The organism is Rhodohalobacter sp. 8-1 (genome assembly GCF_038150125.1).
GTDB lineage: Bacteria > Bacteroidota > Rhodothermia > Balneolales > Balneolaceae > SW132.
The window spans coordinates 15,622-40,843 of sequence record NZ_JBBVMF010000029.1 but is presented as its reverse complement, the minus strand read 5'-3'; the positions used below and the strand labels follow the sequence as shown (position 1 = coordinate 40,843).

Below are 25,222 nucleotides of genomic sequence, written 5' to 3'. Positions count from 1 at the left end.
GCGGGAAATCTGCTCGTACGGGTCTGTGGGGGAGCGGGGAGGTAACGAACCGCTCTACCCGGAGCTTTATCTATCCCGCCTTTGAATGGTCATTGTTTTAAGAATGACGTCCCTTTCAAGCCATAGGATCTGATACTGTTGCAGGCGACAAAATAACACTTCCATTAAAAATAAGCTGTGAACATGAAGTGATATCTTCAAATATGGTGACAAATGATTATCTGACGGAATAAAGGTGTTTGCAGAAGGATGCAGTTTAAATTAGTCGTTGAATTGCTATACTATTAAAAAATTTCAGGGAAATGGTTATGTTTGACAATGAGCCAAAAAAGTTATTCAACTGATGCAAGTATGTTTATCCTTGCCGGCCAATCGAATATGGACGGCGAAGGATACGTGGATGATCTGCCGCCTCACCTGAAGAGAGTTTTTGAAAATGCTTGGATCTATAATCCCAACCGGCGGGATGACCAGCAGCCTATTGAAAACAAGGGTTTTTGGGAGAAGCTTAAACCGGGGCATGGGTCAGGTTATCGCACCGACGGCAGCAGGAGTTATTATTCTAATAGGTTTGGTCCTGAGCTTTCATTTGCATCAAGAGTGCTGGAGAAGAGTCCGGAGCATAAGATTTTAATTTATAAATATGCCAAGGGCGGCTCGTCAATTCATTCCGATGCAGCAACCGACTGGGGCTGCTGGCATCCAGAGTATACTCGTGGTAATCAAATCAATCAGTGGACCCATTTTCAGCATCATCTCCAACGTGCAAGAGAAACGGCAGAAAGAAAGTTTGGACGTATAGTGCCTGCCGGTATTGCCTGGCACCAGGGTGAAAGTGATGCATCACATACACGCTCTATAGCAGATTCGTATGGTGAAAACCTGTCCGTATTGCTGAATAAGATGCGTGAGCAACTGAATAACAGATCGCTGCCGATAGCGGTCGGGCAGATTTCAGATTCGATGATGGGCCGTGGAAAACGCAAACAGACCTACCCATTTGGTGACATACTGAAATCAGCACAGCGACTGTTTGTAGAACAGGACAAACATGCAGCTTTAGTCACAGCACCGGAAAATCACGGATTTATCGACGCTTGGCACTATGACAGCCAGACGTATATTGAATTAGGGTACCGGTTTGCCGAAGCGTTAATGGATTTGCGACAAGCTGATTGGCAAACAGCTCCATCTTGATAAAGGAAGACTGTGTGAGATTTCGTCAGTTTTGCTATTTCTGTTTTCAGGAGACAAATCTTAAATTGATAAGCATTTATGCAGGATACCTCTGTATACGATTTATCCAACACACGAATCAATAAATTCACTAATTCCCAAAACAACAAATCAATTCTATTCAATGATCAATATTCCTCAAGACGTCTCAGAAGATGATGTATTTCAAACCGTAGAGCAATTTTTGGCCGACAAAGGCTATACAATCGTTGATAAAGACGCCGAGCGACCCTGGGGGGGATTCCTGGTGATCGAAGAAGGTCAGGCCGAAAAATTTATCAAAACCTTTTTTCCCGGATTGAGTGTAGATGACTTCAAAGGGTTTGAAAAGCTGAGCCCGAAAATTTTGCTGGTGGCTCCCGGTAAGCGACTGTCTTGGCAATACCACCATCGGCGGGCAGAGATCTGGCGGGTAATTGGTGGAAAGGCCGGTGTTGTAGTCAGCGACACTGATAAACAAACTCCTGTTAAAGAACTTGAGCTTGGTGAATTGGTAAGCCTTGAACAGGGCGAACGCCACCGGCTTGTAGGGCTCGATCAATGGGGCGTATTGGCTGAAATATGGAAGCATACGGATCCGCAGAATCCGTCAGATGAAAAGGATATCGTTCGGGTAGAGGATGATTTTGGGCGATGATTTTTTTCGTTAGACCATTGTCTTTTTCATCCGATGAATGGTCGAAGCTCCGAAGCTTATTATAAATCTAAGTCAAATTTAAAGAGCCTCCTAAGAGTTCGAAACCCTTGAAGAATTAAGCTCACTTATTTCGCAAATTATGGGATTATTCTACAAGAAAAGATTTTTAAAAAACCAGGATTGAAAGTCACACAACATAACTAAAAATAATTTTATTACTCGATCTATGACAAGTGCGACTTTTTACTCTGTGCCTTAGATAATCCTAAGATCGAAAAATGACGCCTTGATAGTTATCCTTTAAATTTTCAGTTTATACATGAAGATAATTATGTGCTTTGCAAAATTTGGTATTTATTCTTTAAAATATATTTAATCAATTTAGTGTTATCTGTTATCTTTGAAACAATAACATCAAAAGAATCTCTAAAAAATTATGAAGAAAAAAACACTCCTTACATTTCTATCCGCACTATTATTGCTTCCACTTACGCTAACCGACACAGCCAATGCGCAGTGGTCCATCGGGGCTTCTTATGAAGTTCGTGATGAAGATCCTACAAACGGGTTTGGCGTTAGAATCGAGCGTGGAATTCTCTCTGCTGTCCCGATTGTAGATCTCGGCCTGCGCGGCCATTTCAGCTATTTTAATGAATCAAACGATCTTACCAGTGAAGGTGTGACGTTTGACCAGACAATCCAGAGTTATGATTTCGGTCTTGCAGCAACAGGAGGCGTGTCAGTCGGCCTGGTAAAACCTTACGTTGGGTTGGGTATCGGGTGGGACAATTCGAGCCTCGAGTATTCTGCAGATGCGGGGGATATAGGTGCTGATATTCGTGATGAATTTGAGGCAGACGATTTTTACTGGAATGGATTTATTGGTGCAGAAGTGACAATTATTCCTATCTTGAATCCGTTTATAGAGTACAGATTTACCCAAATCACGGGTCGCGATGACATTGATCTTGACAACGTAAGCCGACTGGCTTTGGGAGTCTCCTTGCGTTTTTGATCACAGAAATGAATATTGTGTATAACCAGTTAAAGGCGATCATTCATTGATCGCCTTTTTTAATATGTAACTACTTCATGATACGTTATTTTCAGGCGCTATACGTTTCACTATCAGGTTTAGTTTTTATATGCAGTAATCTATTGAAAGACAATGGCTAAGTTGGACACAGACATCACCGGTTATATCGATAAGCTTTCACTCGGAAAGCTCGAGCAAAGTACGCTTGATGAACTGCTGGGCCTATGCCATGAGCATCTTGATGAAACAGATGATGATCTTATCACACGCGCTTTTAAAATTTGCTATCACTCCCATAAGGATGTGCTGCGAGCCTCCGGCGAGCCTTACTATTTACACCCCGTTGAGGTAGCCAAAATAATGGCGGCCGAGTTTACGATTGATGATGAATCTGTTGCTGCAGCACTTCTGCATGATACCGTTGAAGATACGATCGTAACACTTGATGACATCAGAAAAGATTTTGGCGATGTAGTTGCTCACCTGATTGACGGCGTGACGAAAATCACCGGTGTTTTCGAGAACAGAAATTCCAAGCAGGCCGAAACGTTCATGAAGCTTCTGCTATCGATGGCGGAAGATATTCGGGTAGTGCTAATCAAATTTGCTGATCGTCTGCATAACATGCGGACCATCAGCCATCTTCCAAGGCAGAAGCAGCTCAAAAAAGCAACAGAAACAATGGATCTGTATGCGCCTCTTGCACATAGGTTTGGTCTGTTTAAGATCAAGAATGAGTTTGAAGACCTCTGTTTTAAGGTTATCGACCCGAATTCTTTTAAGTTTATCGCCCGTAAGCTCAGGGAGAAGAAAGAAGCGCGTGAAGAGTTTATTGATGAATTCATGAACCCTATCAAAGATGAGCTCTCAAATTACGAATTTAATTTTGAGATCAAGGGGAGGCCAAAGCACATCTATAGCATCTACCGTAAGATGCAGAATCAGCAGAAGCCATTTGAAGAAATATACGACTTGTTTGCAATTCGCATCATTCTTGAAACACCTCACACCAAAGAGGACTGCTGGAGAGTCTACTCGATTATAACCGACTGGTACACGCCTATTCCCAAGCGGTTTCGCGATTTTATTTCCGTTCCGAAAGCCAATGGATACCAGTCGCTTCACACAACCGTGATTACCAAAAAAGGGCGGAAGGTAGAAGTTCAGATCCGAACCCGAAAAATGGATGATATTGCCGAACACGGCCTGGCAGCGCACTGGAAATATAAGGAAGGCAAAGACAGCGGCAGTAAAGAGCTCGATAAATTTGTGCACTGGGTCAGGGATGTGCTCGATAATCCGCGGCCAGATGCGGCGACGGAATTTGTGAAGGATTTCCAACTAAATTTATACCAGGATGAGATTTATGTGTTTACACCCGATGGCGAGCTCAAAACCCTGCCCAAGGGTGCGTCGTGTATAGACTTTGCATTTGAAATTCACAGCGAAATCGGTGAACGCGCCATTGCATCCAAGGTGAATGGGAAGATGGTGCCGCTGAGACAGAAGCTGAAGATTGGTGACCAGGTAGAAATAATTACCGGGAATAAAATCAACCTCAATCCTGATTGGATGGAGGATGTAGTGACGCATAAGGCAAAAGCCCGCCTCAGGCAGTTCATTAAGCAGAAAGAACGGAAAGTGTCCGACCAGGGGCGTGAGCAGTGGGAGAAGAGAGCGAAGAAAGGTAAGATTGAAATATCAGACCAGGAGCTCACCAAGATTGCCCACCGGTTTGGGTTTGATGCTACCCAGGATATGTTTTACGAAATCGGCAACGGAGCATTTGATGTAAATGAGCTGTTTAAAAAGGTAAAAGAGTACAAAAGCAAAGGCCGCCTTGAAAATGAACAGCCGGAAGAAGAGCAAAAAATTTCTGACAAAGAAATTCAGGAAGAATATATATCAACGGCGCGCTCTGTAGGTGAGGATAAAGCCCTGCTTGTGGAGGGTGAGCTCAGCAATGTGAAGTACTCGTACGCGAAGTGTTGTAATCCTATTCCGGGAGATAATGTTATTGGATTTATCAGCCGGAATGGCGATGTGAAAATCCACCGGTCGAACTGTAAGAATGCACATCACTTGTTGAAAACGGATGGCGAAAGAATTGTGGACGTCACGTGGTCGAAAAATATTGATACTAAGTTCCTTGGCGGGGTGAAAGTAATTGGGGAGGATAGAGTTGGCTTGGTGAACGATTTGACGGAAGTGCTCTCAAAATCGCTCCAGACAAACATGAAAAGTATCAACGTAAGCAGCGAAGGCGGAATGTTTGAAGGCATTTTGGCAGTCTACATTAACGACCTCAAACACCTTGAACGCGTTATAAACCGTCTTGAACGGGTTGATGGTGTCAAAACTGTCATGCGGTACGAATAATTTGATTTTCAACCTGCATTTGTGACGGACCGTAAATAATAAATAATTTTTTTTCTATTCATCTGTTATCTTAAAAGTGCTTTGGTACGTAGGAATAACTGATTAAAAAACAATCTATTAAGATGGTTACTTATACTAAAAGAGATATCGTAAGAGCTGTAGCAGACGAGATGGATGTTCCATTAAATCAAGCCGAACCGTGGGTAGAAACGGTGATTGGCGCGTTACGCGGTAAAATGATGGAAGCAGATCCAACATGTAGAATTGAACTTCGTGATTTTGGAGTTTTTGAAGTAAAGAAAACAAAAGCCAAACCGAAGGCGAGAAACCCGAAAACAAACGAAGAGATATTTGTGCCTGCACATCGTAAAACTCATTTCAAACCCAGCAAGCGGTTGAAAAAGTTTCTGAAGAAACCTTTGAAAGAAATTGAAAATGACAACGATTAATGGCTGAGAAACCAGGCCGAATGATAGGAATAGATGTCGGCGGCAAACGCGTTGGCATGGCACGCTCAGATCCTTTTAAATCATTTGCATCTCCTATTGGCACGTTTTCACCAAATGAAAGCTTCGAAGAGATAAAGAGGCAGATCGAAAACGCAGGCCCCGTAATAGGATTTGTTGTTGGCTGGCCGCTTACCCCGCAGGGAGATCGTACCCACGCCACCGGGCTTGTTGAGGAGTACATAAAAAAACTCAATAAAAAATTTCCCGACATCGAAACATTTATGGTCGATGAACGGTTTTCTTCACGGGATGCCCGGAAAATTTTAGTAGAATCGGGCGTTCCGAAAAAGAAACGAAGTGAAAAAGGCCGTGTGGACCAAGCCGTTGCAGCGTACCTTTTACAGCAATTTTTAGAATCTAACTGAGCAATTTAATATGGCGATACTACCGATCGTGACGTACGACGATAGTGTGTTACGAGAAAAAACAGAACCGGTAATAGAGAATAGCGACTCCCTTCAAACATTGATTGACGACATGTTTGAAACGATGTATAATTCCAATGGTGTAGGTCTCGCCGCTCCCCAGGTAGGTGAATTGATTCAGCTTTTTGTGATGGATGCAGATGCCATAACAGATGAGCTGGAGGAAGTGAACCTTGGGCCTATGGTTTTTATCAATCCTGAAATAATAGAGCTCAGTGGCGATGAGGTTAAAATGGAAGAGGGCTGCCTGAGTATACCCGATGTGCGAGACGATGTGAAGCGTCCGCTGAACGTTAAAATCCGTTATCTGGACCGTAATTTTAATGAACAGGAAAATGAATTTTCAGGTTGGATATCACGAATTATTCAGCACGAGTATGATCACCTGGAAGGCATCTTGTTTTTGGATTATCTGAGTGCGTTTAAAAAACGGCTGCATCGGTCGGCACTTAAAAAGATAGACAAAGGTGAGATTGAGGCGGAATATCCATTGGCGCCTAAAAAAGCACGGCATAATTTATGAAACCGCTTCGGATTGTTTTTATGGGATCGCCCGATTTTGCGGTTCCAAGCCTTGAGAAACTACACAACTCCAACCACGAAATAGTTTCGGTCATCAGTGGTGAAGATAAGCGCCGCCGCCGACGCGGATCGCCTGAACCAACCCCCGTTAAAAAATGTGCACAAGAGCTCGGGCTTACCACATTTGATGCGGAAGATATGAAAGATGCGGAACTCAAAGATTATCTCGGCGGCCTGAAAGCTGACCTTTTTGTTGTTGTAGCCTTTAAAATATTACCACCATCTCTCCTTGAGATCCCCAATCTGGGTTCGGTTAATCTTCATGCGTCTCTACTGCCAAAATACAGGGGAGCGGCTCCTATTCACTGGGCTATTATTAAAGGTGAAACAGAGACCGGGTGCACCGTATTTTTTCTTGAAAAAAAGGTGGATACCGGGAAAATCATCCGACAGAAATCAACCCCTATTGGACCTGACGAAACAACTGGAGAGCTGTATGAGAGGCTGAAGCACCTTGGATCTGACCTGATAGTTGAGTCTTTAGACTCTATAGCCGAAGCCAGTTATACCGTCACTCCGCAAGATAATGACCAATCTACATCGGCACCCAAACTTTTCAAGGAAAACACAGAAATCGATTTTAAGCAGCCGGCACAGGATGTGCACAACTTCGTGAGAGGACTCAATCCTTTTCCTCTGGCTTGGTGCACGTATGATGGTGAACGAATGAACCTGTACAAAACAGCAGTGGGGCCTCAGATGGACCTTCGCCCCGGCGAATTACAAGCAGATGAGAGGGGCGTATTTGCTGGAACCGGCGACGGGACCATCCAGTTGCTGGAGCTTCAGCTGCCCGGTAGAAAACGGATGAGCGGCCGTGAATTCGCAAATGGTTTTGATCTGTCGAAAGATCTTAAATAATCTGATTGAAATATATGGGTTGATTTAAACCAATTAATTTGAGATATACCGATCAATAATTTAGACAAGTAATGATCTTTTTAAATAGAATAAATATTTTCAATAATGGAGTTATCCCCCCTTTTACAAGCCGCTAAAGAAGGTGATCTTGACCGCGTGCGAAGTCTTCACCAGGAAGGCCAAGATTTGAATGAAACACACAAAAATGGTGCGAGTGCCCTCATTTACGCCGCTGAAAATGGCCATCTGGATGTTGTTAAATATCTTGTGGAAAACGGTGCCGACCCGGAAGTTACAACCAAAATGGGTGGCACGGCCCTCAGCCGGGCTGCTGAACAAGAGAACACTGAGATACTTAAGTATCTGCTTGATTCAGGTACACCCGTAGGCGATATGGCGCTCATTGTAGCAGCCCGCGAGGGTAATGTCTCTGCTGTAAAACTTCTCCTGAAAGCCGGCGCCGACGTAAACGCTCGTCAGCGATGGGGGCAAACAGCATTGATGCTCGCAGCCCGTGAAGGACATGATCAGTGCGTGAATTTACTGATTGAAAACGGTGCAAACGTTCGTTTGAAAGATAAAAATGGAGATACAGCTCTCAATATCGCGAATGACAATGAAAATACTGACATTGCTGTGCGTCTGAAACGTGCCGGGGCAAAAGCGGAGATTAAAAAAGCTCCACCGGTTCCCTCTGTTGATGAAGACGATGATGACTCAGAAATAACCGGGGAAGATACTGATGCTGAGGTGGAAGATCTGATTGGCGATGAGGATATAGATGAAGACATTGATCTCGATAATGACGACCGGTAGGTAACTGTACTATGGGCAGCGGCCTTCATAAAAAAGAATTTTTGAGTTTAATTCGGGCTAGTGCCTGATAAAAGCGCTTACACGCAAAAACCTTTGTTTTTTCTTGATTAATGATCTCTTAAAATGGATAGAGTGAACGGAAACCTTTATTTTAAACTAACTGAATAGAAAAGCTGTTATAAACAGTCAATCTAAAATTACAATGGAGTTATTTATATGGCTAAAGTAAAAGTTGGAATTAATGGGTTTGGACGCATTGGCCGATTGGTGATGCGATCTATCCTGGAGCATCAGAGTGATAAAATTGAGGTTGTTGGAATTAACGATTTGACCGACGCCAACACACTGGCACACTTGTTCAAATACGACTCAGTTCACGGAACTTACCCCGGTGATGTATCTGCAGATGGCGACAATCTGGTGATTGACGGAAAGAAAATTGGTATTACCGCCGAGCGAGATCCTGCCAACCTGAAATGGGGAGAGCGTGGTGCTGAAGTTATTATTGAATCAACCGGTATTTTCCGTGACGATAAAGGTGCTTCAAAACATATTGAAGCCGGAGCCAAGAAGGTAATTATCTCCGCTCCAGGAAAAGGAGATTTGCAAACAATCGTGCTGGGTGTAAACGACGATGAGATTGATAAAAGCAAGACCGTTTACTCAAACGCAAGTTGCACAACGAATTGCCTCGCACCGATGGCAAAAGTGCTGGATGATGCTTTTGGCATCAAACAGGGCTTTATGACCACAATTCACGCCTATACCGGCGATCAGCAAATCGTTGATGGACCTCATAAGGATCTTAGACGAGCCCGTGCTGCTGCTGCCAATATTGTGCCAACTACCACAGGTGCAGCTGCCGCTGTGGGTCTCGTTATGCCTCATCTGGATGGTAAACTTGATGGTGGTGCAGTCCGCGTGCCTGTACCGGATGGATCGCTTACCGACTTTACAGCAGTCTTGAACGAGGAAGTGACGGAAGCTGATGTTCTTAAAGCCTTTAAAGATGCCGCCGAAGGTGACCTGAAAGGCATTTTGGAATACAGCGAGCAAGAGCTGGTATCCAGCGACATCATTGGTAATCCGCACTCCTGCATCTTCGACAGCAAGATGACGAAAGTGGATGGCAACGTTGTGAAAGTGATTGGCTGGTACGATAATGAAGCCGGCTACTCAGCCAGAACTGCCGAACTTGTAAACAAGATTCTGTAGTCTTCTGAGATACTTTAAGACAGTATTTAAAATCCCGCTTTCGGTTACGGAGGCGGGATTTTTTTATGCGTTAGACATGGCATTTCTATTGCGGTGAGTGATCGTCGTGATTAATGATAGCGATGAAAAATATTGGAACTCAGATTCTAACGCTGGAAATGCTATGTCTGCTTGTGGCACGATTTGGTTTGTGAAGAGACATTGCATTTCTTTTGCTTTTGAATATTGCCGGGTTAATGCGGCGCGATGAAAAGTAGATGGATGCAGATGCTGCTGCGAGAAATGCCATGTCTGGTGTTTTTGTGATGTGGGATATGTGGAGACATAGCATTTCTATTGCTAATAAATGATACTGTGATTGCCAGAATTGATTAATTGCAATTTAACGCCGTAGCTAACCCGAGAAATGCCATGTCTGGCGAAAGCTGAAAGAGTTGCCAACCCTAAAGATCCGCGATGTCTTTTTGAGACATTGCGGATCTATCTGTTACATGACTCAATGTCTGTTTAACTAAACATATTCGCTATTGGATATCCTCCAGATTTATAGTTCCAACGGATGTGGTATCAGGGGCGATCACGGTTACTTCAGGAACGCAGGTTGGATTCAGCTCATCACTCGTTGGAACAAAAGACAGGTCATAGGTTCCGCTTGTGAGGCCTATCAAAAGGAAGTTGCCATCGATGGAGGCCTGAGTGCCGGCAACCGTATCTTCTTCGGCAATAGCGTAAATCCAGGGTTGTGCATTTCCCGGGTTTATGTCGCCGCTAATGGCACCTGTTTCAGCTAAGTTTACGGTTCGGATGACTGGTTTTAGCAGGTACATACCAGAGTTTCCGGCCTGAACGATTGATCGTGAGGCATCAAAATCGAGCAGAAGGGTATATGTTGAATTGCTCTCAATATCTGCGTTTATATTTAATTTAAGACCGGATTCCTGTGCGCTTGGAGTTGTCAGTGGCTGACTTTCACCGTCAATCACAAGTTCATTTTCATCACCAAGGATAAATCTCATCTGGCTGTAAACACCCGGTTCGAGCGCTTCTTCTCCAAGTATTTCTGTATTTCCATTTGTAAGGTCTAACAGGTCAACTCGCATCGGTTGTTCGTTGATGGTTTGCCATCCGTCATCATCTTCATCCGAATCGGAACTGATGTGGACGCGAACTTCTTCAATATCAATGATTACCGATTCGTAATCTGCCGGTGCATCTGTAAGCATCACCTGCAGTGTTCCGGTAGATGAATTTTCTGCAGGGTCGCATGCAATGGTTGTCAGCACGATTAAAAGTGCAGCGGTCGTATAAAAAATGATTTGTCTCATGAAAATTTTTTCTTTTGTGTTTTGGGGTGTATTAAGTCTGTTTTATCTTATGAGTTGAATTATGTTCCAAATCAAAAAAATCTCCAAAAATGGGGGCGTTGGAGCACCATTATTATTTATTATTCTAAACCATTACAGATCAGCTTTATGAAGACCATTGCTCAGCTAACCTATATCCCGCTTTACACCGATCATCCAAAAGAAAAAGTACAGGACCTTCTGGAGTTTGTGGCCCAGCATGACGTGGAGGTTGATGTGAACTACTTGTCAACAAGTGTGAAAGGAGACACTGACGTTGTGTTTGCCCTCATCCGGGAAGTTTACGACACCATGACCGTTGAAGATGAACAATTCCGATTTCATGTAGAATTGCTTAGCCCCACCAAAGAGTAGAAAATCTCAAGAGACAGCGCACGAAAAGAGTGCAATCGCCGTTCTGAATCCGTATATTTAAGGCTTCTTTAAATTCAGCCCATCTGAAATTATGACCCAGATTCGAAATTTTTGCATCATTGCCCACATAGATCACGGGAAGTCTACCCTGGCGGACCGTCTTCTTGAAAAGACGGGTACCATAACCGAGCGGGAGATGCAGGAACAGGTTCTTGATGATATGGACCTGGAACGAGAACGTGGTATTACAATTAAAAGCCACGCCATTCGGATGGTTTATACACGTCCTACTAAAGAGGAGATTGTCTTTAACCTGATTGATACGCCCGGCCACGTTGACTTTGCCTATGAAGTATCCCGTGCTCTGAAAGCATGCGAAGGCGCCATTTTAGTTGTAGACGCTGCCCAGGGCATTGAGGCTCAAACAATATCAAACCTCTACCAAGCGGTAGACCAGGATCTGGAAATTATCCCGGTTCTGAATAAAATTGATCTGCCCGGTGCCGATGTAGAAGGGGTGGGGCAACAGATAATCGATATGATCGGGTGTGAAGAGGACGATATCCTGCATGTGTCCGGTAAAACGGGAGTGGGAGTTGAAGAGCTGTTAGAAGCCATTGTAAACCGAATTCCTGCACCAAAACAGGAGGTTGACAAACCGCTTAAAGCCCTGATTTTCGATTCTATTTTTAACACCTATCGCGGCTCTATTGCCTACGTGCGGGTGATGGAGGGTACGCTCAAAAAAGGGGATGGCATTCTGTTTATGGCTTCCGGAAAAGAGTATGATGCCGAAGAAATCGGATATCTTGAACTGAAAAAACGTCCCTGTAAAGAGCTCAAAGCCGGAGATGTGGGATATGTAATCGGCAGTGTAAAATCTCTGCAGGATGCTCGCGTGGGAGATACCATCACTCATCAAAAAAAGGGAGCAGATACAGCGATTGCCGGATATAAGGAATCGAAACCGATGGTCTTTAGCGGTATTTTTCCGACAGAATCAGAAGATTTTGAAGATTTGAGATCTGCACTCGAGAAGCTTCAGCTCAATGATGCGTCTTTATCATATCAGCCGGAAACATCCAAAGCGCTTGGATTTGGGTTTCGGGCCGGGTTTCTGGGACTGCTTCATATGGAAATTGTACAGGAACGTCTCGATCGTGAATTCAATATCGATATCATCACCACAGTTCCCAACGTGCAGTACGAAGTTGAAACCGACTACAAAGGCGAGAAGAAAAGGGTAGAGGTTGATAACCCCAGCGAAATGCCGGATGCCGGAAAAGTGGAAACAGTTTGGGAGCCTTACATCAAAGCCAGCATCATTACGCCTGCAGAATATATTGGCCCGGTGATGACGCTTTGTCAAAATCGTCGCGGTGTTTATGTCAACCAATTGTTTATGCAAGGGAATCGGGTCGACATCACGTATGAACTGCCGATGGCAGAGGTTGTATTCGATTTTTACGATAAACTCAAAAGCGGCACCCGGGGATACGCTTCTCTTGATTATGAATTTATTGAATACCGAAAGGGCGATTTGGTTCGTTTAGATATTCTGCTGAACGGTGATCCTGTGGATGCACTCTCAAGTATAACACACAGAGATAACGCTTACGAGCAGGGCCGTAAGGTTTGTGTGAAACTTAAGGAACTTATTCCCCAGCAACAGTATGAAGTAGCAATACAGGCCGCTATTGGATCACGCGTGATTGCGAGAGACACCATTCGTGCCTTGCGCAAAGATGTAACCGCCAAATGTTATGGTGGTGACATCAGCCGAAAACGAAAACTGATTGAAAAACAGAAAGAAGGAAAAAAACGGATGAAACAGGTGGGCTCGGTGGAAATTCCACAAGAAGCATTTCTGGCCGTTTTATCAATGGACGAAGACTGATTTACCCTATGAAGCAACGACGTATAGTTTATTTTCTAAGTATTGTACTGCTCGCCCTCATTATTCCACTCCAGGCTTCAGCCCAGTTTGAAGACCCTGAGATTGTAAAGGTCGAGCACTCCAACCGTGCTGAGTTCCAGGAACGGTTTGCTAATATCAACTGGACCGGCCAGGGACTGTATAACCCGACTACGATTGATCGTATACCAACTATTGAGCTGCGCTCTCGGCTGCAAGCTGTATTTGGCGATCCGACCCAAACGATCGGAGACCTGATAAACACTGCGAACTACCGTCCGGGAAAAGCCGTGCAATTCGAGTACTGGTTTGTTATTGATGAAGAAATTCCGATGATGGTGCTCGATCTCGATGGGCCGTTTGAAAATGGATTGGTCTATGTAGGTGCGAGCCGTTATATTGATTTGATGCCACAGGTTAAACGAACGTTCACCCGACTACTTATGAACGAGGGGGATTCTCTCGCATCTTTCAGCGATTACTTTTACTCACCTGAGCGCGATCAATGGTATGAAGTAACGTATAATAACGGTGAGTTTAATCGGGAAATAATTGACAGACCCAGTTTTAACTAATTATCACGATCTACGTTGAGCAAAAAAAAATCCGGTACAAACAAGAAAAAAAGTTTCTGGTCGAGCGACCCTAAAAAGACAAAAGAGGAAGAAAGTAAAGCAAAAGGCTGGGCCAGGGAGTGGCTCGATGCATTGCTTTGGGCCGCTATTGCCGCGATTATTCTTCGGACGTTTTTCTTTGGTGCTTATAGAATTCCTACACCTTCTATGGAAAAAACGCTGCTTACCGGCGATTTCCTGATTGTATCCAAACTGGCTTACGGGCCGCGTACACCCATGACGCTCTCCGTGCCATTTACGGAGATATACCTGCCAGGTGTTGACCTGCCATGGTTCCGAATTCCGGGATACACAGACATTGAGCGCAATGATATTGTGGTATTTAACTACCCGATAGATGTGGCTCCTATCTCAATGAAGACCAACTATATCAAACGTGCAGTAGGTATGCCGGGAGATCGTCTTCGACTGGACGATAAAGTACTTTATGTTAATGGATCTGAAGCTGAAGGATTTGATACATTGATGCGGCATTATCGTGTTCAGGTTCGTGAGCGGATCAGACTGAGTCCCTCAAAAGTTCGCGATATTGGCGGCAGGATTGTTCAAAGCGGCAACGGCGTGCATATCGTCAACATGACCTCCGATATTGCAGCAACGGTAGAAGGATGGGCAGAAGTTACGTCTGTTCAGCCATTTGTGCTGCCGGATGATTTTGATGAATTCAGCCGAAGGCCATTTAATTTTTCCAGCGGTTTTATGAACCATGATAATATGGAAGCTTTTTCGGTACCTCAAGCCGGTGAGGAGGTGACTCTGAACAACGATAACTGGCACATTTACCAGGATATACTCCAGCGGTATGAACGAAATACGGTCCGTAAAAATGGCGACCAGTTCGTGATTAACGGAGAGGAAACCAATCAATACACGATTCAGAAGGACTATTATTTTGTGATGGGCGATAATCGCGACGATAGTGAAGACAGCCGCTACTGGGGGTTTGTGCCCGATGATCATATTGTAGGAAAAGCCAGCCTGATCTACTTCTCATGGGACGGCGAACGATGGCTGCCCCGGTTTAACCGGATCTTTAATTTGATACATTAGTCTTGAGTCTTGAGTCTTGAGAAGTGAGTCTTGAGAAGTGAGTCTTGAGAAGTGAGTCTTGAGATTAAACCTGACAGCGTGCCTGAGTGCATTTCGAAGGTTCCTATCAGCGTTTAGGGGAAGAGTGATGAGTGTTTAGTTTTTAAACTACAACTCAACACTAAAAACTCAACACTATAACCTACTTCGCCATACTCTTCCCCTTTTCCTGTCCCTCTCTGATGGCCAGCTGGCCACATCCCGCATCAATATCATCACCACGGCTACGGCGAACAGTGGCTGTTACGCGCTGGCTGACAAGCTGTTTCATGAACCGATCAAGCCGCTGCTCTTTTACACGCTGAAGGGCCACACCATCCACATTGTTGTACATGATGATGTTTACCTTAGATGGAATCCATCGGACGATTGAGGCCAGTTTCTTGGCGTCGACAACATCATCGTTAAAATGGTCGAACAAGAGATATTCGTATGTGACGGATAGTCCGGTCTCCTCGTAAAAATATCGTACAGCCTCTTCGAGTTTTTCGAGGTTGAGGCTGGTGTTGATCGGCATAATCTCATTTCGTTTCTCGTCATCAGCAGCATGAAGTGAAATTGCCAGGTTGACGCCCAGATCGAGATCGGCCAGCTGTTTGATCTGTTTTGTGAGGCCTACTGTGGATATTGTTATACGCTTGGGAGACATATCCATGCCAAGCGGATTGGAGATAATTCTGGCTGATTCTACAACTGATTTAAAATTATGCATCGGCTCGCCCATTCCCATATAGACGATATTGGTAATTTTTTTGCCGTAGGTTTCTTCAGCAACTTCGTTGATAATCTGAACCTGGTCTACGATTTCTCCGTGAGTCAGATTTCGGAAGAACCCCATTTTACCGGTTGCGCAAAACGAACAGCCAAACATGCAGCCCACTTGTGATGAGACACATACCGTGAGCCTATTCGGAGCGCCATCAGGATAAAAATCAGGGATGAGTACAGCTTCAACCTTGTACTCTTCAGGGCCGTCGAGCTGAAAAAGGAACTTGATAGTGCCATCTTTCGACTGCTGCTGGCTATGAATAGAAATTCGCCGAACCTGTGCTATTTTATCGAGTTCTGAGCGCAAATCTTTGGAGAGGTTGGTCATTTCATCAAATGATGACGCGCCTTTCTGATATAGCCACTGGTAAAGCTGATCGGCTCGGTAGCCCATCAAGCCAAGTTCATCGGTAAATTCTTTTAACTCGGCTGTGGTTAACGATTTAAGATCTGTTTTTTCTGCAACTTGTAATTCTTTTTCCATACTTAAAAGGTACGAACTATAGCCTGAAAACTACAGCCGTACCAATACTGATTTAATTGATAAGTGAGTTTGAATAGAATATGATATTTATTCGTTCTGAGACTCTACCAACGATCGAGCGGCCGCCATTAGTACATCTTTATCTATTCGTTGCCTGTAATCGGGATTTACATACTCAAACTCGATGATGCCTTCCGGGTTTGACAGATAAACAGCCGGGGCAGGCAGCAAGTGGTGTTGCTGGCCGGATCGTTCTTCAAGATCCATTCCGTTGCTCTTATACCTTTGATAGGTGTCATCATCCAGTCTGTATGCAATTCCAAATGCTTTAGAAGCTTCCATCATATTGTCGGAAAGCAGAGTATAATTTATATCTGTGTCGTTCATTGTCTGGCGAAGAAACTCAGGGCTGTCGGGGCTGATGGCCACAATATTAAAGCCAAGGTTATAAAGCTGATTTTCAATGGAGGCGAGCTCGGCAAGTTCTGCGGAACAGAATGGGCACCAGCCGCCGCGATAAAAGACGAATAGCGTATTTTCAGCATTATCATCAAGCAGGTTTACCGATTCACTTTGGTGATTTTGAAGCGTGATATCAGGAATGGTTTCGCCGATAATCAGCGGCTCAATGTCCATTACGTCGCCGGGGACGTATCCAAGATCAGGAGCGGGGGCCGTGCAGGCCGTTATAATGAGAAGAAGTGGAAGCAGTAACTTTATTGTATTCATAAGAGTGGGTTAGTTTTACAAAAAGGAACATAATGAGCCTGGATAGAAAAGGGGCTCACAATTCTATAACATCACGTAAAATCCAAATGGCTAAAACCGGGGGTTTACGATGTTGTTGTATATAGAGCCAAATGTGTAAGAAAGGCCAAACGACACTGAATAGTCGTATGAGGTTGGACGCTGTGTACCACGGATGATATTATCGGGATCACTTGGATCAATTTGTGCTTCAAGCGAAAGCTGATCGTTAATAATTCTGTAACGGCCTGACAGGCTTACGGAAAGCCCCCTGATAATGCGAATATTAAATGAAGGATTTATTTCGAAGTTGTTGATGGATGTATCATGAAAATAATGCATTCCGGACATTCGCACATCGATGCGTCCCCATCGCTGATCATATCTCAGACGTGTGGATATCTCTTGATTCATGATCAATTCTGAATCTTTTAAAAATATGGTGGTATTAAAATACCTTCGGTAAGAGGGTGCAATCTGATATTGAACTACAAATCGGCGCTGCTGAAATTCATCGTATGGAAAAAAATTATATTCAATTGCCGGTGCGATATATGATTCCAGTGCAATATTATTTGTCTTAGAGAATCGGGCACGGGAAAAAAGTGCTATGGTCGCATGATCTGATATACTGTATCCCGCCATTCCCCAGTAATCTCCCCAATCACGGTTTACATTCAGCGTGCGGTCAGTGAGTTCCACATTTCTTCTTCTAATTTCACCGCGAACACGTGCCCTTATTTTCCAGATATGAGTCGTCCGTTCTGCTTCCAGTCCACTAAATAGCCCGAAATTAAATTCCGATGCCTCCCCGCTCATATTGGATCTCAGGTTTATATCAAATATCCAATTGTCCCATGGGTCATCAATTTCTCCCTTTTCTTCAGTGACCTCAGGTGCCTCATAGAAAATGTCGAGGTTGCGGACGGCAACAGTTTGTGTGACAAATGGAATTAACCCAATTTTGATATGCCTGCTCAGGCCAATCCGTCGCTCATCATTTGTATCGGAACTGGGTGAGCTGTAACGAAGTGTATCAACCCTTCCATCCGGGTTGTCAATTTCTGAAAAGATGAGCGTGAATTCCCGTCCGCCTCCGCCTGTTCGCTGATCGGTAATGTTAAGATATATAGAGGCGTCTTCCTGGTCACGGACGTAATTCACAAATGTGATATTTGTCCGGATGTAGGTGACATCGCACGCGTTGCAGTCAAGATATACGTTTGGAATGGGATCTAAACCGGACCCGGTCTGAGCATACAGATACTGAGCAGGTAGCAACAGTAGCAGAAAAAGAAAACCGGCTGCAGATCGGATCACAAATTCAAAAGATTTAGTTGAGGCTTTAGTTGACGTAACATTAGAAAGCCTTAAAAATAACCATTTCCATGCTTGAAATTCCAATCAAAACCGCTTCTATTTTAGATGTTAGTTCAACTAATTTTGAGACTTCACACTATTTAACATACGATTAGGAATTACGTGAGCGAGTAGATAATTTTGACCACAATTTAAATTATAGGTAGCAGACTTGAAGTTTTTAGGATCACAACTCTCTTATTTCTTTGCCAACCGGCGGGCTAAAACCAACATCAGGAAGCTGATGAAATTCGTTGGTCTAATTGTAGTCTTATTCGTGGCTTATGCTGTTATTTTTCATTATATCATGGAATATGAGGGGCAGGAAAATGTGAGCTGGCTGACTGGCTTCTACTGGACACTAGTAACTATGACCACCCTTGGTTTCGGGGATATCGTATTCTATACCGACCTCGGGCGCCTGTTTTCGATGCTGGTTCTTTTTTCAGGGGTACTGCTTCTGCTAATCATGCTTCCTTTTACATTTATTGAGTTTTTCTATGCCCCCTGGCTTAAAGCTCAGAATCAGGCCCGAGCCCCAAAAAAGCTGGATGAAGATATTAGAAATCACGTAGTGATAACCCATCTTGATGCTGTAACAGAAGCCCTCATAAAAAAACTGGATTCCTATAAAATAGACTACGCAGTACTTGAACCCGATTTGCAAAAAGCACTTGATCTTTCAGATCAGGGGTACAGCGTAATCAACAACGATCCTGTAGACTACGATACCTACAAGAATCTGAATATTACGAAGGCATCTCTGGTTGTGGCTACAGGAAGTGACTCGATTAATACCAACGTAGCTTTTACGATTCGAGAATATAATAAAGATATTAAGATTGTAGCCACCGCAGCATCAGCCGACTCTGTGGATATCCTGGAACTGGCCGGTGTGAATCATGTGCTTCGAATGGGAGAAATTCTTGGCCGCTCATTGGCACGGCGAACATTGGGAGGCAACGCCCGTGTTCATGTGATTGGCCACATCGATAAACTTGTGATTGGAGAAGCTACGGTGCAGGGAACACCACTTGTGGGTAAAACAATTAAAGAAAGTAAACTGCGCGAAACAGTTGGGATCTCAATTGTGGGGGTTTGGGAGAGAGGTAAATTTATGCAGGCATTGCCTGAGACACAGATTTCTGACAAAACAGTTCTCGTGCTTGCAGGATCTGTAGAACAGTTGCGTGGCTATGATGAGCTGGTAAGCATTTATCATGTATCAGACGAGCCTGTTGTGATAATCGGTGCAGGCCGCGTAGGCCGTGCAGCTGCTAATTCACTAAAGGAGCGGCAGATTGATTACAGAATCATTGATAAAAACCCGGACCGCATTCGGGATAATGAGAAATATATTTTAGGGGATGCAGCTGATCATGAGGTACTCAAGAAAGCCGGACTTCATGAATCACACACCACACTAATTACGACACACGATGACGATACGAACATATTTCTAACAATCTACTGCCGTCGGCTCTCTCCAAAAATGGAAATTATCAGTCGCGCTAATTACGAAAAAAACGTAAATACACTTCACCGGGCCGGAGCTGATTTTGTGATGAGTTACGCTTCAATGGGAGCCAATACGATCTTTAACATTCTTGAGGGGCAGGATGTGATGATGCTCGCAGAAGGGCTGAATATTTTCAATCACAAAGTTAGTTCCACACTTGCAGGCAATAATCTTATACAAACAGATATCAGGAAAAAGACAGGATGTACGGTTCTTGCCATTCGGGAAAATGGGGAGATGACGATAAACCCGGACCCGGAAATAAAAATGACAACAGATCAGGAGCTGATTCTGATTGGCGAATCAGAGGGAGAAAAGATTTTTAATGACATTTATATCAAGTCGTAGGCTTGAGACATTGCATGTCTATCTTTTGCCAGTCCCCGATCTGAATCGAAACAAAATACGAAATGAATTTGTGTTCTGAGGCTGAACAGACATGCCATGTCGTGAAACCCATCAACTTTTAACTCTGGAAAAGAGAAAATAGCACGTAGCAGAATTTAAATATCATTGCTCCGTAGCTGAAAAAATCTCATGCGCAGCTTGTATAGATTCGCTTGGTCCTACAAACACCACATGGTCGCCGCTTTTTATTTCAGTATGTCCTCTGGGAACAACAAATTTGTCATCTCGAATTAATGCTGCTACTACACATTGATCCGGAATATTTATTTCCTGAATAAGACTTCCCACAACTGTTCCCCCTTCAGGAACTTCCATATCAATAAGACTTGCTACACCGTTTTCAATCTCGAAGAGATCAGCTACCCCTGGTCGATCCAGATAATTTTCTACCATAGCGGCAGTAGCGTAAGGAGCACTGATGCATACAATGCCGCTATCTTCCAATAAAGAGACGTAGGCAGGGTCTCTTGCAATTGCAATAACCTGCTTAATACCTAAACGTTTGGCTTGAAGTGCTATGATAGAATTACGCTGATCATCGTTAGTAGCGGCAATAGCCACATCCATTTTTTGAGGTTCAACCTGCTCAAGTACCTCTTGCTTGGTGCCATCGCCTTGAAAAATGGGCACATTGTAGCGCTGCTCCAGTTTTTCGCACTTTACTTCATCCTGTTCTATAAAAGTAATCTGATATTCCGACGATCGAAAGACCATCCGAAATTCGTCTTGTTTTAGCAATCGGTCAGCAATATTACTGCCCTGATTGCCGCCGCCGATAATAAGTACATTCATATGAGGTCTCCAGTAAGCTTGAATTTTAATTTTAATACGCTGTATAAATTCAGGAAATCCACGCAGATCGTCCCTGTTACCCGGTTGTAGAAGATAAAGTATCCCGCCAATGACTGTCAAAACACCACCCAGCAGCAAACTTTGCGGATCCAGTGTTGGTACAAAAAACCAGCAGGTGATAATCCCCAAAATCGGTACAACAGGATATAAAATGATTTTGAACGGACGTCGCAGGTTGGGCATATTTCGGTGAAGCGCAATCACCGCATAATTGACGATCCCAATAGCGATCAGATAACCGAAACTGCTGGCGGATGCCAGCAATCGAACTATGCCTGATGCTCCAAGCAGTGCTACTAAGCCAGCGCAAACAAAAAGTGCAATATGTGGAGTTTTATAAGTTGAATGCAGACGAGCAAAAAAACCCGGAAAATGCCCGTCACGGCCAAGGGCAAACAATACACGGGAACTGGCACCCAATGTAACGCTAAAGGCAGATAAACTTGCCATAATTGTGGCAATTATACCGGCCCAGCGCCCCCATGCGCCAAACAGATGATCAGCAACAAAAATGAAGGGGGTGCTCGTCTGGGCTAAGTCTGTGTAATTCACGACGCCCATCATCACCCAAAGTAAAAGTACATAAATAGCAATACCGGTTCCAAGGGTGATGAAAATAGCACGAGGAATGTTTTTAGCAGGTTCTATAATTTCTTCCGCAGCAACGGTAATAAGATCAAAACCGACATACGAGATATAGATTAATCCCATGGTGGGGATCAGCGGACCGTATCCCATCGGAGCTATTGGATCAAGGTTAACCGGTTCTACATGAAAAGCACCCAGGACTCCCACACCGACCAGCACGATGAGTTCAATGATATTCATTACCGCAATAAACTTTAGCGCTTCAGCCTGTCCCCGCAGGTTAATGAGCGTAAAGACCAGTGTTGTAATAAAAACCACTAGTATGACGCTAATATCTGGAAGAAAATAGTTTTTAATAGTCAGCGCAAAAATGACGGCGTAAAGGGAACAAGCCAGTGTATTTCCAATCCAGAAAAACCAACCGGTAACAAAAGCGACAGGTCGTGGCAGGGTTCGGCTTGTAAAGGAATACCCGCCGCCGGCAATAGGAATTGCCGCACCCAGTTCACTATAGCTGAATGCAGTAAATAACGTCAGCAAACCCATAGCAAGATAGGCGATAATACCAAGCGGACCGGCTGATTCGGCCACTTCGCTGGGAAGTGCAAATATTCCGGGCCCCATCATGGCACCAATGCCAATCATTACGGCCATAAATAAGCCTACATCACGCTTAAATCCAGACTGTTCTGCCATAGTTTATTAGGTGATACTGACTAAATAGAAGAGTTTGCATTACTACAAGCTCATGATTTCTCAGTCGGCAATTTTTTCAAGTATCATTCACAAATTAACATTACTCCTGGCCGGCATTTGGTGAGGAACTAAGCCCAAGGTTTTCTCTGATTTGTTTAAATCCTTCGCTGGCTTTAACCTTCCAGTGCTCCGAGACGTGGCGCCGCACCATAAGCACTGAGCATGGAGCTCTGTCGGCAATAATGTCAGGAATAGTACCAATAAGTACATTGCGGATGCCCCATTCGCGCGATGCTCCGATAATGACTAAGTCGTGAGAGTCATCCTCAAAGTCAGCCATAATTCCTGAAGTTACATCTTCTGCTATATGTATATCCAGGTTCAGTTTATCAAAGTCTTTTACTAACGGATCAATAGACTTTAGAAGCGATTTGCGCTCATCGTCAATGTCGGTTCCTTCTCTAACAAGTCGCAAGATTTTTAATTCGGCATCGTGGATGCGTGCGACACGAACAGCAAGTTCAAGACCCAACCAGGCATGCAGTCCACCACCCCATGGTAGCAGGATAGAATCGATCTTTTCAAGTCCGCGATTTTTAAGGATTCCCACATCAGCCTTTAAGTTTTTAATGATACGCTGAACGGGAGAATTATAGATACGTCCTACACTAAACCCTCCCTGCCAACCCATTAATAAAATATCCGCTTCACGGTTATGGGTTTCTGAAATCATAGCTCCAAAAACATCGTGAGCAGCATCGGTAACTGAACGGAAGTCGGTCTTTTTCAGAATATCCTTATATCTGCTTTTGATATGGTCCGATGCTTTACTGGATTGGTCAAGAATATTATCGATTTTTCGTTGGATGGAAGGTCGCTGCTCCAGCTTCTCACGAATAGTAGAAATAGGGGTTTGGTATGGAACATGAATTAAATGCATGCCTTCTACAATACCCGGCTCATCTTCACCAGCAGAAATAAATTGTGCAAGTCTTAATAAATCAGTTTCGTGTTCAGGATTGGCCAATGCAGTAACAATATGGCGCGGTGGCTTTGTGTTGAGTGGACGTTTGGTGGGGATCCACTCTTCGACTTCTTCTTTTTCAATTATTTCAGGCTGCACCCAAAAGAGACTCCATCCATGCTCAGCCCACCGTACTTTAAAATCTGGAATAGCAGAGTCTATGGATACCCTGTTTCGTCCCCAGATACCGTACCAGGCTAAGCTGGCTACAATAAGCACAACAACTGCAATTTGTGCAAAAGGACCGGAATAGATAATTACGCCTAAACATCCAATAGCGGCGAAAAGCTGCCCGATGGGATTGCCGGGCGTGCGGTAACTTGGTTTGTACCAATCGGGATTGGCGGCACGCAGAACAATACAACCGATATTAAGAGCGGCATAACTATATAATTGCAGAACACTGGCAATTTTTGCGAGATTTTCGAGGCTATCAATTAGTAGAAAACCAAGTGACAAAAGGCCAGTTAATAAGATGGCGCGATAAGGAGTAAGTAGTTTTTTGTGGATTTTACTAAGCCAGTTGGGGACCATGCGGTCGCGTGCCATTGCCAGATTGATACGTGAAGAGGCCATAATACTTGCATTTGCTGAGGACAACGTAGCAAGAAGTCCCGCAAAGATGATTGCTACTCCGCCAAATCCACCCAGCATTTGCCTGGCTGCAGTGGTAAGAGGGTCTCTAACTTCACTAATAGTTGACTGAGGAAACATTCCGGCTATCACTAAAAGGATCACAACATATAAGACTGTTACCAATGCTACCGATCCTATAAGTGCCCGAGGAAGATTTTTGGCCGGATCTTTAATCTCTTCGGCAACGGCTGCTATCTTGACAAATCCCAAAAAGGAGACAAATACCAGGGCCGTAGTCGTATAAATGGGCTCCATACCTAATGGGAAAAAGGGATTGAGATTAGCTGTTTCGATATTAAAGAATCCGAAAAAGCTAAATCCGCCAAGAATGGCAAAAAGGGTAAGGACTACAACTACTTGTGTGCGCCCTGATTCTTTAGCTCCTATAATGTTTAGAATAATTAGTAATACGCCACCTAGTACAGCTCCCCAGAAGGGTGTCAAGGGCATGAACTGGCTCAGGTATTCGCCAAGTCCAAAAAGGTAAAAAGAGATGGCAAAAGTAAGGCTGAGCCAGATGCCTACGCCGGAAATAGCTCCAAAAGCCGGTCCAAGTGACCGGGATACAAAAAAGTAATCTCCGCCGGATGTCGGCATTCCGGTAGCCAGTTCAGCCGCGCTCGAGGCAGTGATAATGCAAATAATACCAGCGGCAATATATGAAAAGATGGCGGCTGGACCGGTTAGTTCAAGAGCAACACCCGCAAGTAAAAAAATACCGGCTCCAATCATCGTACCCGCACCAATCGTTAGTGCATCCCAAAAACCAAGTTCTCGTCGTAAGTCAGCCATATATTTGTTATATGAGAAGAATAAATTCACTCAAAGCTACAAATTTATACTGAGATCTCAACTGATATTTACTTGTACTATTTATTGCCTGATATCCCATTTGGTGAAGACCTACATCTACTATTCCAGACGCTACATCAATGAAACATCACTTGATATGATTTGCCTTAGTTGAGATGTTAAAAAATTTCCTATGTCAGTACTTTTAGTCTTGAATAGTTCTTGAATTTTAATAGTTTGATCATATGCCTAAAACTCTTATAAAGTACTTTTCTACGATTATAAATAGTATTTGT

Annotated in this window: 21 protein-coding genes; 15 read left to right on the top strand and 6 right to left on the bottom strand. The window is 43.9% G+C overall.

All coding sequences use genetic code 11. The features are described from left to right. Positions 1 to 318 precede the first annotated feature (318 nt). The 10 genes from AABW11_RS18770 (at position 319) to gap (ending at position 9,696) form a co-directional block, all read left to right on the top strand. Positions 319 to 1,197 (top strand): sialate O-acetylesterase, encoded by an 879-nt coding sequence (locus AABW11_RS18770; RefSeq protein ID WP_340106876.1) that lies wholly within the window; start codon positions 319 to 321, stop codon positions 1,195 to 1,197. A 163-nt stretch (positions 1,198 to 1,360) separates the two neighbouring features. After that, positions 1,361 to 1,873: a phosphoheptose isomerase gene (locus AABW11_RS18765; RefSeq protein ID WP_340106875.1), complete on the top strand. Its 513-nt coding sequence runs from the start codon at positions 1,361 to 1,363 to the stop codon at positions 1,871 to 1,873. Positions 1,874 to 2,309: 436 nt separating this feature from the next. Next, on the top strand, positions 2,310 to 2,888 hold the full coding sequence (locus tag AABW11_RS18760; protein WP_340106874.1) for an outer membrane beta-barrel protein: 579 nt from the start codon (positions 2,310 to 2,312) through the stop codon (positions 2,886 to 2,888). Between the two features lie 153 nt (positions 2,889 to 3,041). Continuing rightward, entirely contained in the window at positions 3,042 to 5,288 is a 2,247-nt protein-coding gene (locus AABW11_RS18755) for a RelA/SpoT family protein (protein WP_340106873.1), read from the top strand. Between the two features lie 122 nt (positions 5,289 to 5,410). Further along, entirely contained in the window at positions 5,411 to 5,737 is a 327-nt protein-coding gene (locus AABW11_RS18750; RefSeq protein WP_340106872.1) for an HU family DNA-binding protein, read from the top strand. Then, the gene (gene ruvX / locus AABW11_RS18745; protein WP_340106871.1) at positions 5,737 to 6,162 is read left to right on the top strand and encodes a Holliday junction resolvase RuvX; all 426 of its coding nucleotides are present in this window, start codon (positions 5,737 to 5,739) and stop codon (positions 6,160 to 6,162) included. Before AABW11_RS18750 ends, ruvX begins: the two co-directional genes overlap by 1 nt. Positions 6,163 to 6,172: 10 nt before the next feature. Continuing rightward, positions 6,173 to 6,745: a peptide deformylase gene (gene def, locus AABW11_RS18740; protein ID WP_340106870.1), complete on the top strand. Its 573-nt coding sequence runs from the start codon at positions 6,173 to 6,175 to the stop codon at positions 6,743 to 6,745. Then, positions 6,742 to 7,665, top strand: a complete 924-nt coding sequence (fmt, locus tag AABW11_RS18735) for a methionyl-tRNA formyltransferase (RefSeq protein WP_340106869.1) — start codon at positions 6,742 to 6,744, stop codon at positions 7,663 to 7,665. The genes def and fmt overlap by 4 nt, the downstream gene beginning before the upstream one ends. 105 nt (positions 7,666 to 7,770) lie before the next feature. Beyond that, positions 7,771 to 8,481, top strand: coding sequence for an ankyrin repeat domain-containing protein (locus AABW11_RS18730; RefSeq protein ID WP_340106868.1), 711 nt, complete (start codon positions 7,771 to 7,773; stop codon positions 8,479 to 8,481). A 216-nt stretch (positions 8,482 to 8,697) separates the two neighbouring features. Beyond that, positions 8,698 to 9,696, top strand: coding sequence for a type I glyceraldehyde-3-phosphate dehydrogenase (gap, locus tag AABW11_RS18725; RefSeq protein WP_340106867.1), 999 nt, complete (start codon positions 8,698 to 8,700; stop codon positions 9,694 to 9,696). A gap of 524 nt (positions 9,697 to 10,220) precedes the next feature. On the opposite strand, the gene AABW11_RS18720 is transcribed toward gap, so the two are convergent. Further along, positions 10,221 to 11,021 carry a DUF4382 domain-containing protein gene (locus AABW11_RS18720; protein WP_340106866.1) on the bottom strand — a complete coding sequence of 267 codons (801 nt, stop codon included), beginning with the start codon at positions 11,019 to 11,021 and terminating at the stop codon, positions 10,221 to 10,223. Between the two features lie 147 nt (positions 11,022 to 11,168). Between AABW11_RS18720 and AABW11_RS18715 the strand changes: the two genes are divergently transcribed. The 4 genes from AABW11_RS18715 to lepB all read left to right on the top strand — a co-directional run bounded on the left by AABW11_RS18715 (position 11,169) and on the right by lepB (position 15,014). Beyond that, the gene (locus AABW11_RS18715; RefSeq protein WP_340106865.1) at positions 11,169 to 11,414 is read left to right on the top strand and encodes a thiamine-binding protein; all 246 of its coding nucleotides are present in this window, start codon (positions 11,169 to 11,171) and stop codon (positions 11,412 to 11,414) included. Between the two features lie 91 nt (positions 11,415 to 11,505). Then, positions 11,506 to 13,311, top strand: a complete 1,806-nt coding sequence (gene lepA / locus AABW11_RS18710; protein ID WP_340106864.1) for a translation elongation factor 4 — start codon at positions 11,506 to 11,508, stop codon at positions 13,309 to 13,311. 8 nt (positions 13,312 to 13,319) lie between these two features. Beyond that, entirely contained in the window at positions 13,320 to 13,904 is a 585-nt protein-coding gene (locus AABW11_RS18705) for a hypothetical protein (RefSeq protein ID WP_340106863.1), read from the top strand. Positions 13,905 to 13,919: 15 nt separating this feature from the next. Continuing rightward, positions 13,920 to 15,014 carry a signal peptidase I gene (lepB, locus tag AABW11_RS18700; protein ID WP_340106862.1) on the top strand — a complete coding sequence of 365 codons (1,095 nt, stop codon included), beginning with the start codon at positions 13,920 to 13,922 and terminating at the stop codon, positions 15,012 to 15,014. Between the two features lie 181 nt (positions 15,015 to 15,195). Here the strand turns inward: lepB and rlmN are convergent, their stop codons facing one another. The 3 genes from rlmN to AABW11_RS18685 form a co-directional block, all read right to left on the bottom strand. Then, entirely contained in the window at positions 15,196 to 16,305 is a 1,110-nt protein-coding gene (gene rlmN, locus AABW11_RS18695; RefSeq protein ID WP_340106861.1) for a 23S rRNA (adenine(2503)-C(2))-methyltransferase RlmN, read from the bottom strand. Positions 16,306 to 16,392: 87 nt separating this feature from the next. After that, positions 16,393 to 17,034 (bottom strand): peroxiredoxin-like family protein, encoded by a 642-nt coding sequence (locus tag AABW11_RS18690; protein WP_340106860.1) that lies wholly within the window; start codon positions 17,032 to 17,034, stop codon positions 16,393 to 16,395. A 90-nt stretch (positions 17,035 to 17,124) separates the two neighbouring features. After that, positions 17,125 to 18,372: a hypothetical protein gene (locus AABW11_RS18685; RefSeq protein WP_340106859.1), complete on the bottom strand. Its 1,248-nt coding sequence runs from the start codon at positions 18,370 to 18,372 to the stop codon at positions 17,125 to 17,127. Positions 18,373 to 18,655: 283 nt separating this feature from the next. Here AABW11_RS18685 and AABW11_RS18680 point away from each other — a divergent pair, with 283 nt between their 5' ends. Then, the gene (locus AABW11_RS18680) at positions 18,656 to 20,278 is read left to right on the top strand and encodes a potassium channel family protein (protein ID WP_340106858.1); all 1,623 of its coding nucleotides are present in this window, start codon (positions 18,656 to 18,658) and stop codon (positions 20,276 to 20,278) included. 162 nt (positions 20,279 to 20,440) lie between these two features. On the opposite strand, the gene AABW11_RS18675 is transcribed toward AABW11_RS18680, so the two are convergent. Next, positions 20,441 to 22,432: an amino acid permease gene (locus AABW11_RS18675; RefSeq protein ID WP_340106857.1), complete on the bottom strand. Its 1,992-nt coding sequence runs from the start codon at positions 22,430 to 22,432 to the stop codon at positions 20,441 to 20,443. A gap of 142 nt (positions 22,433 to 22,574) precedes the next feature. Then, a complete protein-coding gene (locus tag AABW11_RS18670) occupies positions 22,575 to 24,926 on the bottom strand; it encodes an amino acid permease (RefSeq protein ID WP_340106856.1) in 2,352 nt (783 codons plus the stop codon). Between the last annotated feature and the right edge of the window lie 296 nt (positions 24,927 to 25,222).